14 protein-coding genes and 5 tRNA genes are annotated in these 17766 nt (G+C 20.2%); 17 read left to right on the top strand and 2 right to left on the bottom strand.

Annotated elements, in window-relative coordinates; genetic code table 11:
- Nucleotides 1-147: 147 nt before the first annotated feature.
- The 10 genes from secG (at nt 148) to GJT94_RS01525 (ending at nt 10603) form a co-directional block, all read left to right on the top strand.
- On the top strand, nt 148-417 hold the full coding sequence (secG, locus tag GJT94_RS01570; protein WP_168894386.1) for a preprotein translocase subunit SecG: 270 nt from the start codon (nt 148-150) through the stop codon (nt 415-417).
- Between the two features lie 10 nt (nt 418-427).
- Nucleotides 428-515: transfer RNA gene (locus GJT94_RS01565), tRNA-Leu, on the top strand.
- 54 nt (nt 516-569) lie between these two features.
- Nucleotides 570-646: transfer RNA gene (locus GJT94_RS01560), tRNA-Met, on the top strand.
- 249 nt (nt 647-895) lie between these two features.
- On the top strand, nt 896-2398 hold the full coding sequence (gene nusA, locus GJT94_RS01555) for a transcription termination factor NusA (protein WP_168894385.1): 1503 nt from the start codon (nt 896-898) through the stop codon (nt 2396-2398).
- A 29-nt stretch (nt 2399-2427) separates the two neighbouring features.
- A complete protein-coding gene (gene infB, locus GJT94_RS01550) occupies nt 2428-4761 on the top strand; it encodes a translation initiation factor IF-2 (RefSeq protein ID WP_168894384.1) in 2334 nt (777 codons plus the stop codon).
- Nucleotides 4762-4824: 63 nt separating this feature from the next.
- The gene (rbfA, locus tag GJT94_RS01545) at nt 4825-5181 is read left to right on the top strand and encodes a 30S ribosome-binding factor RbfA (protein ID WP_168894383.1); all 357 of its coding nucleotides are present in this window, start codon (nt 4825-4827) and stop codon (nt 5179-5181) included.
- A gap of 30 nt (nt 5182-5211) precedes the next feature.
- A complete protein-coding gene (truB, locus tag GJT94_RS01540) occupies nt 5212-6156 on the top strand; it encodes a tRNA pseudouridine(55) synthase TruB (protein ID WP_168894382.1) in 945 nt (314 codons plus the stop codon).
- Between the two features lie 30 nt (nt 6157-6186).
- Nucleotides 6187-6456, top strand: coding sequence for a 30S ribosomal protein S15 (gene rpsO, locus GJT94_RS01535; protein ID WP_168894381.1), 270 nt, complete (start codon nt 6187-6189; stop codon nt 6454-6456).
- Nucleotides 6457-6550: 94 nt separating this feature from the next.
- On the top strand, nt 6551-8647 hold the full coding sequence (pnp, locus tag GJT94_RS01530; protein WP_168894380.1) for a polyribonucleotide nucleotidyltransferase: 2097 nt from the start codon (nt 6551-6553) through the stop codon (nt 8645-8647).
- Nucleotides 8648-8911: 264 nt separating this feature from the next.
- On the top strand, nt 8912-10603 hold the full coding sequence (locus tag GJT94_RS01525; RefSeq protein ID WP_168894379.1) for a DEAD/DEAH box helicase: 1692 nt from the start codon (nt 8912-8914) through the stop codon (nt 10601-10603).
- A 49-nt stretch (nt 10604-10652) separates the two neighbouring features.
- On the opposite strand, the gene pgi is transcribed toward GJT94_RS01525, so the two are convergent.
- Nucleotides 10653-12275 carry a glucose-6-phosphate isomerase gene (gene pgi, locus GJT94_RS01520; protein WP_168894378.1) on the bottom strand — a complete coding sequence of 541 codons (1623 nt, stop codon included), beginning with the start codon at nt 12273-12275 and terminating at the stop codon, nt 10653-10655.
- A gap of 155 nt (nt 12276-12430) precedes the next feature.
- On the opposite strand from pgi, the gene GJT94_RS01515 reads away from it, so the two are divergent.
- Both GJT94_RS01515 and fldA read left to right on the top strand, forming a co-directional pair.
- Nucleotides 12431-13219: an alpha/beta fold hydrolase gene (locus GJT94_RS01515; protein ID WP_168894377.1), complete on the top strand. Its 789-nt coding sequence runs from the start codon at nt 12431-12433 to the stop codon at nt 13217-13219.
- A 15-nt stretch (nt 13220-13234) separates the two neighbouring features.
- Nucleotides 13235-13747 (top strand): flavodoxin FldA, encoded by a 513-nt coding sequence (gene fldA, locus GJT94_RS01510; protein WP_168894376.1) that lies wholly within the window; start codon nt 13235-13237, stop codon nt 13745-13747.
- A gap of 48 nt (nt 13748-13795) precedes the next feature.
- Here the strand turns inward: fldA and glnS are convergent, their stop codons facing one another.
- Nucleotides 13796-15457, bottom strand: coding sequence for a glutamine--tRNA ligase (glnS, locus tag GJT94_RS01505; protein ID WP_168894375.1), 1662 nt, complete (start codon nt 15455-15457; stop codon nt 13796-13798).
- Nucleotides 15458-15556: 99 nt separating this feature from the next.
- Here glnS and GJT94_RS01500 point away from each other — a divergent pair.
- The 5 genes from GJT94_RS01500 to ybeY all read left to right on the top strand — a co-directional run bounded on the left by GJT94_RS01500 (nt 15557) and on the right by ybeY (nt 17686).
- A tRNA-Met gene (locus tag GJT94_RS01500) sits at nt 15557-15632 on the top strand.
- A 15-nt stretch (nt 15633-15647) separates the two neighbouring features.
- A tRNA-Leu gene (locus GJT94_RS01495) sits at nt 15648-15733 on the top strand.
- Between the two features lie 12 nt (nt 15734-15745).
- Nucleotides 15746-15817 (top strand) — tRNA-Gln (locus tag GJT94_RS01490).
- 52 nt (nt 15818-15869) lie between these two features.
- Nucleotides 15870-17210, top strand: coding sequence for a tRNA (N6-isopentenyl adenosine(37)-C2)-methylthiotransferase MiaB (miaB, locus tag GJT94_RS01485; RefSeq protein ID WP_168894374.1), 1341 nt, complete (start codon nt 15870-15872; stop codon nt 17208-17210).
- 17 nt (nt 17211-17227) lie between these two features.
- Complete coding sequence (ybeY, locus tag GJT94_RS01480; RefSeq protein ID WP_168894373.1) at nt 17228-17686, top strand: rRNA maturation RNase YbeY; 459 nt, start codon at nt 17228-17230, stop codon at nt 17684-17686.
- Nucleotides 17687-17766 lie beyond the last annotated feature (80 nt).

Below are 17766 nucleotides of genomic sequence, written 5' to 3'. Positions count from 1 at the left end.
ATTTTGGAGTAGATTTAAAATATTTGAAGTAAACCTCAGATACTAATAATTTTATTATAAAATTAAAAATTATATTGCAATTATTATTAATTCATATATAATTAGATAATCAATATTTAATTAAAAAGATGTTTTGTTAACTTTTTTATGTATAAATTATTATTAGTTTTGTTTATTTTTATTTCAACAATCTTAGTCGGTATTATCATGTTTCAAAATAATGATGATATAGATATTAGTGCATCATCAAGTAATACAAAATCACCTTTTAATACAAATATGTCTAATAAAATACTAACTAGAAGTATTATTCTACTTGCATCTTTATTTTTTATTATTAGTTTATTACTTAGTAATATTAATGTAAAAAAATATATAAGAAATATTAAATTACATAATATAAAAAATAAAATATAAGTATAATTTTACCGAGGTGGTGAAATTGGTAAACACGCTACCTTGAGGTGGTAGTGCCCTGTAATTTGGGTTTACGGGTTCAAATCCCGTCTTCGGTAGTAAAATTGTTATTGCATTATTTATATTTTTAGCATATCATATCATTAAGTAGACGCGGGGTGGAGCAGTTTGGTAGCTCGTCGGGCTCATAACCCGAAGGTCGTTGGTTCAAATCCAACTCCCGCAACCAAATACCACATTATATTTAATCCTAAATTATATTTTATATATAAATAATTAAATTTATAATATCCAAAATAATTTTTTATATATAATTATAAATTATATAAAAAAGTATTAATAAATTAATTTTATTAAAATAATTATATTTATATTTAAATAATAAAATATTTATTTAAAAAATAAACATACTAATATTAATGTTTTAATATAATCTAGTTTTCTAATTTTAAGAATTAAATATTTAAGGATAACTAGGATGAATAAAGAAATATTAGCTGTTATTGAAGCCGTTTCTAATGAAAAATCTTTACCTCGTGAAAAAATATTTGAAGCTATGGAAAGTGCTTTAGCTAGTGCTACAAAAAAAAAATATGAACAAGACGTAGAAGTATTAGTAAATATCGATCGTAAAAATGGAAATTTTAATACTTTTAGAAGATGGTTAGTTGTAAAAAAAGTTCATTATCCTACAAAAGAAATTACATTAGATGCAGCACGTATTGAAGATAATACTCTAAATTTAGGAGATTATATTTATGATAAAATTAAATCTATTGACTTTAATCGTATAACAACACAAACTGCTAAACAGGTTATTGTACATAAAGTCAGAGAAGCAGAAAAAGCTATTACTATTGCTCAATTTAAAAAGCAAGAAGGAAAAATTTTAAGTGGTATTGTTAAAAAAGTAAATAGAGGACATCTAAATTTAGATTTAGGACATGGTGCTAATGCTGTTATCTTACGTTCTGATATGCTACCAAGAGAAAATTTTAGATTAGGAGATAGAATAAGAGGTTTATTATTTTATATAAAAGAAGATATTAAAGAAACACAATTATTTATAAGTAGATCTAAAATACAAATGTTAATTGAATTATTTAACATTGAAGTACCTGAAATAGGAGAAGGATTAATTGAAATTAAAGGTGTTGCACGAGATCCAGGATCTAGATCAAAAATTGCTGTTAAGACAAATGATAAAAGAATTGATCCAGTAGGTGCCTGTGTTGGAATGAGAGGAGCTAGAGTCCAAGCAATTTCTAATGAATTAAATGGAGAACGAATCGATATTGTCTTATGGAATTCGAATCCTGAAAAATTTGTTATTAATGCTATGTCACCTGCTGATATATCAACAATTATTTTAAATGAAAAAAAACATATTATAGATATTGCTGTTGAAGAAAATAATTTAGCTCAAGCTATTGGAAGAAATGGGCAGAATATTCGTTTAGCATCACAATTAAGTGGTTGGGAATTAAATGTTATGACTAAACATGATTTACATTATAAATATAAAAAAGAAAAAGATAATATCATAAATATGTTTATAAAATATTTAAATATTAAATATGAACTATCAAAAAAGATAGTTGAAGATGGAAAAATATCTTCTTTTAAAGAATTAATATCAATGACAGATGAGAAATTAAATAAAATAACTAATATTTTTAGTATAAAAATTAATGATTTAAAAAAAATAAAAAAATTAGCAGAAAATATTTATAAAAATTTATCTCTAAAAAAGAGAAATAATATTAATTATAAATTTAAAAAAAAATTATTAAAATTAAAAGGAATGAATCATGAATTATCTGAGTCTTTAATAAATAAAGGAATTTTGACTATTGAGAAATTAGCAGAACAAAGTATTGAAGATTTATCTGATATAGATAATCTAAATAGAATAAGAGCAGGAAAAATAATTATGTCTGCACGTAATATTTGTTGGTTTAATAAAAAAAATGATAATTAATTAATTTTGACAATAGAGGAGTAGACAGCATGATAGATGCTGTTATAACTATAAAATTATTAGCTAGTAAAATTAAAATTTCAGTAAAAAATATAATTAAATATTTTTCTGATATAGGTATTTCTAAATTAGAAAATGATACAGTTAATAAAGAAGAAAAAAAAAAATTTTTAATATATTTAAAAAATAAAAAAATAAAAAATTTTAAATTATTAAATATAAATAATAAATCTAATATGTTAGATAACAAGAAAAATCTTTTATTTAAAGATAAAAAAAATAATTTAAAACAAAAACCATTAAAAATTAATAATTATCTTGTATCTAAAAAAAAAAAATTGAAAAAATTCAAAACATTTATTAAAAATAATGATAAAAAAATATATAATATAGATTATAAAAAAAATATAGAATTAAATAAAAAAAAAATAAATAAAAAATACTATAAAAAAAAAATAAACAATAAAAAATTTAATCATGATTTTTTTAATAAAAAAAAATATAAAAATAATAAAGAAAATAAAAAAAAAATTATTAATAATAAATATAAGAAAAAATTTTCTAAATTATATCAAAATTTTAAAAAACCAATTAAAAATATTAATCGTAATATCGTTATCAACGATACTATCAGTATAATTGAATTATCAAATAAAATGGCTGTTAAAAGTTCAGAACTTATAAAAATTATAATTAATATGGGAGAAAAGTTTACTAATATTAATCAACTTTTAAATCAGGAAACAGCTCAATTAATAGCAGAAGAAATGGGACATAAAGTTATCTTACGTTGTGAAAATGATATAGAAAAATCATTAATTAATAATGAAGATAAAATTAATAAAATACCTGTCATAAGACCTCCAATAGTAACAATTATGGGACATGTAGATCATGGTAAAACTTCATTGTTAGATTATATTTTTTCAAGTAATATAATTTCAACAGAAGTTGGAGGTATTACTCAATATATCAATGCATATCAAATAAAATTTAATAATAAAAAAATTACATTTTTGGATACTCCAGGACATGAATCTTTTACCTCAATGAGGTTAAGGGGTATTCAAATTACAGATATAATAGTTTTAGTTATTGCAATTGATGATGGAGTAATGCCACAAACGATAGAAGCAATTAAACATGCTACAAAAACAAAACTATCAATAATAGTTGCAATTAATAAAATTGATAAAAAAATTTCAAATCTTGAACAAATAAAAAATGAATTAAGTAGATATGATATTATTTCTGAAGAATGGGGGGGAAATAATATTTTTGTTAAAGTTTCAGCTAAAACAGGAGAAGGAATAAATGATTTATTAAATGCTATTTTATTACAAGCTGAAATATTAGAATTAAAAGCTATTAATAAAGGTGTTGCAAAAGGAGTTGTGATTGAATCTTATTTAGATAAAGGTCAAGGACCTATAGCTAACATTTTAATTAAAGAAGGTATGTTAAAAAAAGGTAATATAGCACTTTGTGGATATACTTATGGAAAAATAAAAAGATTAATAAATTATAAAGGTTTAAATATTTTACAAGCAGGTCCATCGACTCCTATTAAAATAATAGGTTTATCAGAAATTCCACATACTGGAGATGATTTAATAGTAGTAAAGAATGAAAAACAAGCTAAAGAAATAGCATTATATAGAAAAAACAAATACCGAGAAATAAATTTATCCAATAAACAAAAACAATTCAAAAAAATTTTCTTAAATTTAAATAATAAAAATATTTATGAAATAAATATTTTATTAAAAGCTGATGTACAAGGTTCTTTAGAAGCTATTAAAACTACATTAATTAATTTATCTAATAATAAAGTAAATATCAAAATTATTTATTCTGGTGTTGGAGAAATTACTGAAACAGATATTTCAATGGCAATTGCTAATTCTGAAAAACATGTAATTATTATTGGTTTTAATGTTAAAGCAAGTAAGAATGTGAAAAATATAATAAAAATAGAAAATATAAAAATTAAATTTTTTATGATTATTTATGATTTAATTAATTATATGAAAAAACATATACAAAAAATCTTAGTTCCTGAATATAAAGAATTTATTTTAGGATTAGCTGATGTTAGAAGTATTTTTACTATTCCTAAAATTGGGGTGATAGCTGGATGTATAGTTACATATGGAGTAATTAAACGTAATAATTTAATTAAATTATTTAGAAAAAATAAAATTTTTTATAAAGGCATTATAGATTCTTTAAGAAGATTTAAAGAAAGTGTTAATGAAGTACGTAATGGTATGGAATGTGGTATTAGTATTAAAAATTTTAATGATATTCATATAGGAGATAAAATAGAAATTTTTGAAAAAAATGAACTTATAAAAAAATAACTATATAAAAATAATTTAATATTAATAATAAAATTATTAAATATATAAAAAAGGAGTACTTTATTGTATCGAAATCTACGTATTTCATATGAATTAAAAAAACAAATAGCAAAAATATTACAAAATAATATTAATGATAAAAGAATAAATAAATTTAGTAATATTACTGACTTAGTAATATCTAAGGATTTTTCATATGCAAAAGTCTTTATAATTTTATCATATAAAGAAGAAAAATTAGAAAATAAAAAAAATTCACTTTTTTATTTAAATAAAACTACAGAATATATTAGATATATTCTTAGAAAAAAAATAAATTTACGTAAAATACCAAAAATAAAATTTTTTTTAGATTATTCTTTTAAAAAAGGTAAATATATTAGTAATATTTTAAATAATTTAAAAATTAAAAAAAAATAATTATTATTTAAATTATAACTGTTTAAAAAAATGTTAAAAATCAAAAAACAAGAAACAAATGGTTTATTATTACTTGATAAATCTATCGGATTAACATCTAATCAAATTCTTCAATATATTAAAAATATTTTTAATGTAAAAAAAGCAGGACATACAGGTACTTTAGATCCTTTAGCTAGTGGTTTATTACCAATATGTTTAGGACAATGTACTAAATTTAGTCAATACTTAATAAATTCAAATAAAATTTATTTAGTTACTGCTATTTTAGGTGAAAAAACAAATACTGCTGATAAATATGGTTTCCTTATTAAAAAAAAAAATGTTAATATATCAATAAAAGATCTCATTAGAGTAATAAATTTATTTAAAGGAAAAATTAAACAAAATCCTCCTATGTATTCTGCAATAAAATATAAAGGAATACCTCTTTATAAATATGCTAGATCAGGTATCATGTTTTCTCATTTAAAAAAAAGAAAAATTACAGTTTATCAAATTAAATTATTAAAATTTTATGAAAATAAAATCAAGTTAAAAATTAATTGTTCTAAGGGAACATATATTCGTAGTATTATTGATGAATTAGGAGATAAATTAAATTGTGGAGCTCACGTAATTAAATTACGAAGAATACATATATCACATATTTCTATTTTACATAAAAATGTAATAACTATTGAACAATTAAAAACATTAATTATAAATTATCAAAATAATAAACTAAATATTTTTTTAATAAAAAAATTATTATTACCTATTCATTATATAATGAAGAACATACCAAAACTATATTTATCTAATTTTATAATAAAAAAAATAATAAATGGTGAAAAAATAAAAATAACATCTATAATAGATAAAAAAATATTCTGTATATTTGAAAAAATATTTCATAATTTTATTGGTGTTTGTCATCTTAATGATAAAGGTTATATAATTAAATGTAAATTATTAAATTTTATTAATTTATAAATTTATAAATGATTTAATGGAGTTAAAGTTATGTATTTTAATACAGAAAGAAAAATAAAAATTATAAAACAGTATAAAATAAATCCTAAAGATAAAGGATCAACAAGAGTACAGATCGCTTTACTAACATTTAAAATTAATTATCTACATAAACATTTCGCTATTCATAAAAAAGATCATCATAGTCGTCGAGGCCTTCTTCATATGATATCACAACGTAGAAAATTATTGAATTATTTAAAAAAAAAAAAATTACATGATTATAATATATTAATTGAAAATTTAGGATTAAGAAGATAAAAATATTTTAATGTAACATATATTAATTATAGATTTTCAAATAAATTTATTTTTTTAATATAAAAAAAAGTTTTTTATTTAAAGGATATTTATTTTGTTAAACCCGATTATTCATAGATTTTGTTATGGTAATAATACTGTAACTATTGAAACAGGAATGATAGCTAGACAAGCAACATCTTCTGTAATGGTTAGTATTGATGATACAGCTGTTTTTGTAACCTTAGTAGTAAATAATGAAGTAAAATTAGAACAAAATTTTTTCCCTTTATCAGTACATTATCAAGAAAAATTATATGCTGCTGGTCGTATTCCTGGAAATTTTTTTCGAAGAGAAGGACGTCCAAGTGAAAATGAAATATTAATTTCTCGTTTAATTGATCGTCCTATAAGGCCTTTATTTAAAAAAGGTTTTTTAAATGAAACTCAAATTATTGCAACTGTAATGTCTTTAAATCCTGAAATAAACCCAGATATCGTAGCTATTATTGGGGCATCTACTGTTTTAAATTTATCTGGCATTCCTTGTAATGGTCCCTTTGGAACTGCACGTGTTGGATATATTAATAATAAATATATATTAAATCCTAGTATAAAAGAAATGGAAAATAGTGAATTAGATTTAATTGTTACTAGTACTAAAAAAGCGATTCTAATGGTAGAAGCTAAATCTAATTTATTAACTGAAGATAAAATTTTAGATGCAATAATGTATGGACATAATCAACAACAAATTTTAATTAATAATATTATTAAATTATCAGAAAAAGTAAAACAAGAATCTCGTGAATGGATTTTATATCCTTTAAACGAGAAACTTAAAGAAAAAATATTTTTTTTATCATATAAAAAATTAATAAAAGCATATAATATAAAAAAAAAACAAGATAGAGTTAATATAATTAATTCTTTAAAATTAAAAATTCTTGAAGTAATTAAAGAAGAAAAAGAATATGAAAATATTTCAATTTATTATTTAAATGAAATTTTTTATGACTTAGAAAAAAAAATAGTTCGTAAAAATATTACAGAAAAAAATCTTAGAATTGATGGACGTGAACATGATATGATACGTAATTTAGATGTACGTATAGGAATCCTGCCTAGAACTCATGGTTCGGCTTTATTTACAAGAGGAGAAACACAATCTTTAGTTACTGCTACATTAGGAACAACTAGAGATGCTCAATTATTAGATGATTTAGTCAATAATAAAACAGATAATTTTTTATTTCATTATAATTTTCCTCCTTATTCTGTTGGAGAAACTGGGATAATCAGTTCTCCTAAAAGACGTGAAATTGGTCATGGTAATTTAGCTAAAAAATCTCTAATACCAGTAATGCCTAATTTAGATATTTTTCCTTATACAATTCGTATTGTATCTGAAATTACAGAATCTAATGGTTCATCATCTATGGCTTCAGTATGTGGAGCATCTTTAGCAATGATGGATGCAGGAATTCCAATTAAAAATGCTGTGGCAGGGATAGCAATGGGATTAATTAAAGAAAATAATGATTTTATAGTATTATCAGATATTTTAGGTGATGAAGATCATTTAGGTGATATGGATTTTAAAGTAGCAGGCACTAAAAATGGCATTACTGCTTTACAAATGGATATGAAAATAGAAGGAATTACATATAAAATAATAAAATTAGCTTTATTTCAAGCAAAATTAGCTAGATTACATATTTTAAAAGTAATGAAACAAGCTATTGCCTTCCCTAGAAGGAATATTTCAGAATTTGCACCAAGAATTCATACAATAAAAATAAATCCAGAAAAAATTAAAGATATGATAGGTAAAGGAGGATCTGTTATTAGAGCTTTAACAGAAGAAACTGATACAATTATTGAAATAGAAGATAATGGAATTGTAAAAATTGCAGCGAAAAATAATGAAAAAATTAGATTTGCAATTAGACGTATAGAAGAAATTACTGCAGATATTATTGTGGGACAAATATATAATGGTAAAGTTGTACGTATTGTTGATTTTGGTGCTTTTATTTCCATAGGAAACGGTAAAGAAGGATTAGTACATATTTCTCAAATTACACATAAACATGTAAGTAAAGTTAGTGACTATTTACAATTATTACAAAATGTACTTGTTAAAGTCATGGAAATTGATAAACAGGGAAGAATTAGATTAAGCATAAAAGCTGTTATTGAGAAAAGTTAATTTTTCAAAATTTATTTTTATAAAAAATTATTTACAAATAATTATATAAATTATTTTAATAAATAATATTTTAAAAATATAAATATTTACTAATATAGTAATTTATAAAAAATTAATTGTAAAATTATTATTTATATTAAATAATTTTTATTATTTGTAATTATGTTTATAATAAAACATAATTACAATTTAATTTTATAATCCCATCTAATAATTATTACATAATTAATTATATTTTACATTTTAAATAGGCATATATATTATATGATAAATCTTACTTTCACTAAATTTGGTCTAAATAAGTTTCTTTTAAAAGCACTAGATGATATAGGATATGTGAAACCATCTCCTATTCAGAAAAAATGTATTCCATATTTATTATTAGGGAAAGATGTATTAGGTATAGCACAAACAGGTAGTGGTAAAACTGCTGCATTTATGTTACCATTATTAAATAATTTAAATTTATCTATTAAAAAAACTCAAATTTTAGTTTTAACACCTACAAGAGAATTAGCAATACAGGTAACTAAAGAAACTTCAATCTTTTCAAAATATATAAATGGAATTAGTGTTTTAGCGTTATATGGAGGTCAATCTTATAACATACAATTTAAACGTTTACATTTGGGAGTTCAAATCATCGTAGCTACTCCAGGACGTTTATTAGATCATATTCAAAGAAAAACTGTTAATTTGTCGAAATTAACTAGTTTAGTAATAGATGAAGCAGATGAAATGTTAAGAATGGGATTTATTGAAGATGTAGAAAAAATATTATCTACAATACCTAAAAAATACCAAACTTCATTATTTTCGGCAACTATGCCTAAAAGAATTAAAAATATAACTAAAAAATTTATGATTCATCCATATGAAATATTTATTAAAACAGATGTTAAAACAGTTCCAGATATTAATCAAAATTACTGGTTAGTACATGGTAAAAAAATAAATGCTTTAATGAAATTTCTAGAAACGGAAGATTTTAATGCAGTTTTAATTTTTGTAAAAACTAAAACTTCAACTATAGAAATAGCTGATATATTAAAAAAATTTAATTATAATAGTGCAGCGTTAAATGGAGATATGAATCAAAATAATAGAGAACAAACATTAGAAAAATTTAGAAATGGGAAATTAGATATTTTAATTGCCACTGATATTGCTGCAAGAGGATTAGATGTAACTAGGATAAATTTAGTTATAAATTATGATTTACCTATGGATATAGACTCATATATTCATCGTATTGGAAGAACAGGAAGAGCAGGAAGACAAGGTAAATCTTTAACATTTATTGAATATAGGGAAAAAAGATTACTTAAAAACATTGAACGTAGAATAAAATGTAATATTCAGGAAATATTATTACCTAATAATAAAATTTTATGTCAAAAAAGACTAGAAAATTTAACTAAAAAAATACAAAAAGAATTATATTTAATAAATAATACAGATTTAATTAAATATAAAAATATTATATCAACACTAATTATTAAAAGTAATATTAGTGAAGAAAAATTAACAATAATCTTATTAAAATTATCTCAAAATAAAAAACCTTTGATTTTATCCCCAGATCCTATTAAAAAAAAATTATATAATAAAAAATTAAATTTTTTTAAAAATAAATATATTAAAAAATACAAAAAAATAAAAAAATATATGGATACATATCGTATTAATATAGGTAAAAATGATAAAGTAGAAGTACGTCATATTGTTGGAACTATTATTAACGAATTTAAAATAAATAGTAATACTATAGGTAATATAAAATTATTTACTAATTACTCTACGATTGAATTATCTCCTACAATAAAAAAAATTATGACAAAATATTCTAAAAATATTAAAATTTTAAATAAAAACATTAACTTTGAACTAATATTTAAATATCAAAAATCTTATAAAAAATTATATTCAAAATCTAAAAAAAATAATTATATATGATCAAATATTTTAATATAAAATATATTATAAAAATTTTTAAAAATTAACTTTAATTAAAAGATTTATAAAAATTAATTAATCCTTGAGATGAGCAATCATATTGAGTTAAATTTTGAATATTTCTATCTATATTTTTAACTAAAAAATTAGCTATTTTTTTTCCTAATTCAACCCCCCATTGATCAAAAGAAAATATATTTAAAATTACTCCTTGTATAAAAATTTTATGTTCATAATATGAAATTAATAATCCTAAACTATAAGGAGTTATTTTTTTTAAAAAAATAGAATTACTTGGTTTATTTCCAAAACAACATTGATATAAGTTTTCTTTACAAGAAAAAGTATCGAGATTACCAAAAGCTAATGCTTTTGTTTGTGCAATATAATTTGCAATAAGTTTAGTATGATGATCTTTATAATTTTTATTATCAGATATAGCAGTAGCTATAAAATCACACGGTATTAATTTAGTTCCTTGATGTAACATTTGAAAAAAAGAATGTTGTCCATTAGTTCCTACGTCTCCCCATATAATAGAACTAGTTTGATATTTTATTTTATTACCATTTCTATCTATAGATTTACCATTAGATTCCATATTTAATTGTTGTAAATATAATGGTAAAAAACACATATTATCACAATAGGGAATTATTGCCTCTGTTTCTGTATTCCAAAAATTATTATACCAGATACTAATTAAGGCCATAATAATAGGAATATTTGTATTTATAGGAGTAGAAAAAAAATGATGATCCATTTTATTTGCTCCTTGTAATAATTTTTTAAAATTATTAAATCCAATAGATAAAGATATTACTAATCCAATAGATGACCATAAAGAAAAACGTCCTCCTATTTCAGATAATAATGGTAAAATATTTTTTTCATCTATACCAAAATTTATTGCGGCATTTATATTATTTGTAACTGCAATAAAATGTTTTGAAAAAATATTTTTATTAAAAGTTGTATTTATATTTTTTATAAACCATTTTTTTATACTTAAAGCATTAGATATTGTTTCTTGTGTACTAAAAGTTTTTGATGCAATAATAAATAAACTTTCTTCTGGTTTGATTTTATTAATAATATTTATTAATTTATTTGAATCAATATTAGATAAAAAAAATAAATTTAATTTATTTTTATATGATTGTAATGATTTTGTAATCATTAAAGGTCCTAAATGAGAACCTCCTATTCCTATATTTACTATGTTTTTAATTTTTTTATTTGTATAACCTTTCCATTTTTCTAAAATTATATTATTAGAAATATTTTCAATTTTTTTTAAAATCTTATCTATATTATTATAAATTTCTTGATTTTTTAAAAAATAATTATCATAATTACGATTATATCTTAATGCTGTATGTAAAACAGCCTGTTTTTCTGTAATATTAATTTTTTTACCATAAAACATTGAATGAATGGCATCAATACATTTAGTTTCCTTGGCTAAATTTATTAAATAATGTAGAGTTTTTTTATTAATAAAATTTTTTGAATAGTCAAAAAGAATTATATTTTCAAAATTAATTGAAAAATTTTTAAATCTATTTTTATCAATTTTAAATAAATCATTAATAGTAATTTTTTTCATTTCCTTTAAATGATTTTTTAAATATTTCCAAGAAATAGTTTTTGTAGGATTAATATTTTTCATATAATATCATTAGTTAATATTTAATAAAAAAATTTTAAAATATTTTTAAAAAAATATATTATTTAAATTAATTATATCATAATTTTAAATTATATTAAAAATTCAATTTTTTATTTTATGTGATAAAATATTTTTTTTAAATAAATTTATTTTATATGATTCTTAATTATTTAATTATTCCAAATAATAATTTTCTTATTAAAAAAAAATATACAATTATTATATTACATGGATTATTTGGAAATAAAAAAAGTTTATATTCAATGGGAAAATTTTTAAATAAATATTTAAAATATCAAATTATATTATTAGATATTAGAAATCATGGTTTATCACCACAAAATAAAAAGATGAATTATATTTCCTTATCTAAGGATGTATTAGATACCTTATATTTTTTAAATATAAAAAAAAATATTATCCTGATTGGACATTCTATGGGTGGTAAAATAGCTATGAATATCACTCAATTTAAATTATTAAATAATATTAAAACTATTATTATATTAGATATTGCTCCTGTAAAATATCAATTTTCTAATAAAAATATATTTTTTGCATTAGAACAAATTTATAAAAAAAAATTTTTGACCAGAAAAAATGCATTTTATATAATGAATTTATATATTAAAAATAAATATATAATCAATACATTATTAAAAACGTTTATAAATGGTAAATGGGAATTTAATTGGCCAATATTAAAAAATGAATATCAAAAACTTTTAGATTGGGATTTAATTCCTAAATGGTATGGAAATATTTTTTTTTTCAAAGGAGAAACATCAAGTTATATAAATAAAAATTATTATAAAAATATTTTTTCTCAATTTCCTAATGCTAAAATATATAATATTAAAAATGTTGGTCATTTATTACATATTGAAAATACGAAATTAGTATTTAATTTAATATTGAAAATATGTTATAAACAATATTTTTAGAGAAAAATAATAAAAATGTCAAAAATTGGTATCTTTTTTGGTAGTGATACAGGAAATACTGAAAATGTTGCTTTTAATATACAAAAAAAATTAAGTAAACAAATTTCTTCAGTATTTAATATTTCTGAAGTAGAAAAACAGGATATTGAAAAATATAATATTATTTTATTAGGAGTACCAACATGGTATTATGGTGAAGTACAATGTGATTGGGAAAATTTTCTACCTATTTTACAAAAAATAAATTTTAAAAACAAATATTTAGGTTTATTTGGTTGTGGTGATCAAGAAGATTATGGAGAATATTTTTGTGATGCTATAAAAGTACTTTATGATATTGTTAAAACTAATAAAGCTCAAATTATAGGATATTGGCCTACTAAAGGTTATTATTTTAATGATACTAAAAGTTTAAAAAATAAGAAATATTTTTTAGGATTAACTATAGATGAAGATAGACAACCAGAATTAACTAATTTACGTATTAATACTTGGACTAAACAAATATCTAAAGAATTAAAAATTTAATACTTATTATAAAATCAATTATATTTAAATATAATTGATTTTATCTATTTATTTATTTTTTTTTTTTAATGATAAAATTCTATTAAAAATTATTTTATTTTTATTTGAATATTTTTTATCAAAATAAAAATATCCTTCTCTTTCAAATTGAAAATGTAGATTTTGATTATTTTTTAGTAAATTTTTTTCTATAAAACCATCATATATTAATAATGATTTTGGATTTAAAAATTGTAAAATATTATCATTATTATTAATATTTTTTTTTATAAATAAATTATCATATAAATAAAATTTAGCTGGTTGAGCATATGCACAAGATATCCAATGAATTATTCCTTTTATATTATTTTCTTTTTTATTTATTTTAATTCCTAATGTGTCTTTGTAATATATACAATGTATACAAAAAATATTATTCTTTTTATCTTTTACAATTTTTTTTGCTTTAATAACAAAAGAATATCTTAATCTTACTTTACTTCCTAAAATAAGCCTTTTAAAATCTTTTTTTTCTAATTCAGAAAAATCTAAAACATCTATATATATTTCTTTAGTAAAATAAATATTTTTATATCCCATTTCCTGATTTTTAGGATGATTAGGAACTATTAATTTTATTTTTTTCTTTAAGGGAAAATTATCAATAATAATTTTTAAAGGTCGTAATACCGCCATTGCTCTAGGAGCTGATTTATTTAACTCTAATTTTATACAAGATTCTAAAAAAGATATTTCTATAATATTACTTTGTTTAGTTACTCCTATTTGATAACAAAAATTTTTTAAAGATAAAGCTGTATATCCTTTTCTACGTAATCCAGAAATAGTTAATAAACGAGGATCATCCCATCCACTAACTATTTTATTTTTTATTAACGTATTAATATTGCGTTTTGAAGTTATTCCATATTCTATATTTAATTTTGAAAATTCATATTGTTTAGGACGATTTTTTATACTGATATTATCAAGTATCCAATTATATAATATTCTATTATCTTGAAATTCTAATGTACATAAAGAATGTGTAATTCCTTCAACTGCATCAGATATACAATGGCTAAAATCATAAGTTGGATATATACACCATTTCTTATTAGTTTGATGATGTTTTTGAAATTTAATTCTATATAATACAGGATCTCTCATTATAATTATTTTTGATTTCATATTTATTTTTGCTCGTAAAGATAAACTACCTTCCGAAAATTTACCTAAACGCATTTTTTCAAATAATTCTAAATTTTCTTTTATTGAACGATTTCTATATGGACTATCTATACCAGATACTAATAATGTACCTCTATAATTTCGAATATCTTTTATACTTAATTCATCAACATAAGCTAAATTTTTGTTAATTAATTCAATAGCATATTTATATATTATATTAAAATAATCAGATGTATATTTTATATTTTGATCCCATTTAAATCCTAACCACATTAAATCTTTTTTTATAGATTTAATATATTTTATATTTTCTGTTGAAGGATTAGTATCATCAATTCTTAAAAAAAATTTTCCCTTATAAAATTTTGCAATTGAAAAATTTAAACAAATAGATTTTATATGTCCTATATGTAAATAACCATTTGGTTCTGGGGGGAATCTAGTACATATCAGATTATATTTTTTATTTTCTATATCATGTTCAATAATTTTAAAAATAAAATTTTTTTTATAAAAATTACTATACTTATACATATTTTTTACTCTTTTCACAAATTTAATTTAAATATAAAATTAAATAAATAAATTAGTTGACGTTGCAATTTATTATTTACATAATATATAATAATTATTAGCTACGTAGCTCAGTTTTGGTTAGAGCACAGCACTCATAACGCTGAGGTCATGGGTTCAATCCCCATCGTAGCTAAATGAAGAATAATTTGCGGGAGTGGCGGAATTTGGTAGACGCACCAGATTTAGGTTCTGGTTATTTTATTTATAATACGAGTTCAAATCTCGTCTTCCGCAAAATTATAATAATGGGGTATAGCCAAGTGGTTAAGGCACCGGTTTTTGATACCGGCATCCCTGGTTCAAATCCAGGTACCCCAGTTTTACTTTTTTTACAAAAATTAATAGAAGATACATTATCAGTTACTTAAATATGTTAAATGATAAATTATATATTAAAACTTGGGGCTGTCAAATGAATGAATATGATTCTTCTAAGATAGCTGATATTCTGGAAAGTAAATTAAATTGTAAAATTACTAAATCTATAAAAAACGCAAATATTTTAATATTAAATACCTGTTCTGTTAGAGAAAAAGCACAAGAAAAATTATTTCATCAATTAGGAAGATGGAAAATTTTAAAAAAAAATAATCCAGAAATTATCATTGGAGTAGGAGGCTGTGTTGCTACCCAAGAAGGTAAAAAAATATTAAATAGAGCAAATTATGTAGATATTATTTTTGGTCCTCAAACTTTTCATAGATTACCTCAAATGATATATAAAATACGTAAGTTTAAAAAATATTTAATTGATATTAGTTTTCCTAAAATTGAAAAATTTAAGTTTTTTCCTATAACAAAAAAAAAAAATATAAGTTCTTTTATTTCAATAATAGAAGGTTGTAATAAATATTGTACCTATTGTATAGTACCTCATACTAGAGGAAAAGAAATTAGTAGACCCTATCAAGATATACTTTTAGAAATTAAAAACTTATCTATTCAAGGAGTTAAAGAAATACATTTATTAGGACAAAATGTTAATTCTTATAATTATTTTGATAATAAAAATAAAAAATATTATAATTTTACAAAATTATTAATATTAATTTCTAAAATAGAGAATATAAAAAGAATTAGATTTACCACAAGTCATCCAAAAGATTTTTCTGATGATTTAATTAATATATATAAAAAAATTCCTAAATTAGTAAATTATGTACATTTACCAGTACAAAGTGGTTCTGATAAGATTTTATCTTTAATGAAAAGAAGATATACTATATCTGAATATAGTAAAATTATAAATAAACTTAGAATTGTTAGACCTAATATTCACATTAGTTCTGATTTTATAGTTGGATTTCCCGGAGAAACTGAAAAAGATTTTAAAAATACTCTTTCTCTGATTTTAGATCTAGATTTAGATATGGGTTTTAGTTTTATTTATTCTCCTAGACCCAAAACTCCTGCTAGTAAAATAAAAGATAATATAAATATTTTAGAAAAAAAAAGAAGATTATATTTATTACAATATTATATAAAACAACAGACTAAAAAATTTAGTTCAAGAATGTTAAATACAATACAAATTATTTTAGTAGAAGGTGTATCGACACAAAATAATAAGTATTTTGGAAAAACAGAGAATAATAGAATAGTTTTTTTTATAAGTGAAAAAAATTATATTGGTAAATTTATTAATGTAAAAATTATTGATTCTTATATATATTCTTTATATGGAAAATTTATATCTCTTTATAAAAATTAGTTTTATTCCAGGATTTTATGAAATTAAATATACTTTTAAATTATTATAATTTTTGTAAAAATAATAATAATTTACCTTTAAAAAATGATATTTTATATTGGCTATATAAAGTTTTTTATAAAAAAAATATTTACAAAATTGAATTAAATATTTCTATTGTAGAAAAAGAATTTATTTTAAAATTAAATAAAAAATATTTAAATATTTCTAAACCAACTAATGTTTTATCTTTTTTATTAGAAAAAAATTTTTTTAAAAAAACATTATTAGGTGATATTATTTTATGTAAAGAAATTATTGAATATGAATCTTTTTTACAAAAAAAAATATTAAAATCTCATTGGGCACATATTATTATACATTCATGCTTACATTTATTAACATATAATCATAAAAATATAAAAGAAACATGTATAATGCAATTAAAAGAAATAAAAATACTTAAATTACTTGGATATAAAAATCCATATTTTTAAGTAAATTTTATATAAAATTATAATTAATAAAAATTTTTTGTAATATAATTAATTATTTTAAATAAACAAAATATTAAATA

The sequence above is a fragment of the Enterobacteriaceae endosymbiont of Donacia cinerea genome (genome assembly GCF_012569925.1).
Taxonomy (GTDB): Bacteria; Pseudomonadota; Gammaproteobacteria; order Enterobacterales; family Enterobacteriaceae.
The sequence above is the reverse complement of the archived record's forward strand: the minus strand, read 5'-3'. Positions and strand labels throughout refer to the sequence as shown.

What these genes read in the sequence shown, in the direction of transcription:
- secG (WP_168894386.1), top strand. Translation starts at nt 148, where the DNA reads ATGTATAAATTATTATTAGTTTTGTTTATTTTTATTTCAACAATCTTA.
- nusA (WP_168894385.1), top strand. Translation starts at nt 896, where the DNA reads ATGAATAAAGAAATATTAGCTGTTATTGAAGCCGTTTCTAATGAAAAA.
- infB (WP_168894384.1), top strand. Translation starts at nt 2,428, where the DNA reads ATGATAGATGCTGTTATAACTATAAAATTATTAGCTAGTAAAATTAAA.
- truB (WP_168894382.1), top strand. Translation starts at nt 5,212, where the DNA reads ATGTTAAAAATCAAAAAACAAGAAACAAATGGTTTATTATTACTTGAT.
- rpsO (WP_168894381.1), top strand. Translation starts at nt 6,187, where the DNA reads ATGTATTTTAATACAGAAAGAAAAATAAAAATTATAAAACAGTATAAA.
- GJT94_RS01525 (WP_168894379.1), top strand. Translation starts at nt 8,912, where the DNA reads ATGATAAATCTTACTTTCACTAAATTTGGTCTAAATAAGTTTCTTTTA.
- pgi (WP_168894378.1), bottom strand. Translation starts at nt 12,275, where the DNA reads ATGAAAAATATTAATCCTACAAAAACTATTTCTTGGAAATATTTAAAA.
- GJT94_RS01515 (WP_168894377.1), top strand. Translation starts at nt 12,431, where the DNA reads ATGATTCTTAATTATTTAATTATTCCAAATAATAATTTTCTTATTAAA.
- fldA (WP_168894376.1), top strand. Translation starts at nt 13,235, where the DNA reads ATGTCAAAAATTGGTATCTTTTTTGGTAGTGATACAGGAAATACTGAA.
- glnS (WP_168894375.1), bottom strand. Translation starts at nt 15,457, where the DNA reads ATGTATAAGTATAGTAATTTTTATAAAAAAAATTTTATTTTTAAAATT.
- miaB (WP_168894374.1), top strand. Translation starts at nt 15,870, where the DNA reads ATGTTAAATGATAAATTATATATTAAAACTTGGGGCTGTCAAATGAAT.
- ybeY (WP_168894373.1), top strand. Translation starts at nt 17,228, where the DNA reads ATGAAATTAAATATACTTTTAAATTATTATAATTTTTGTAAAAATAAT.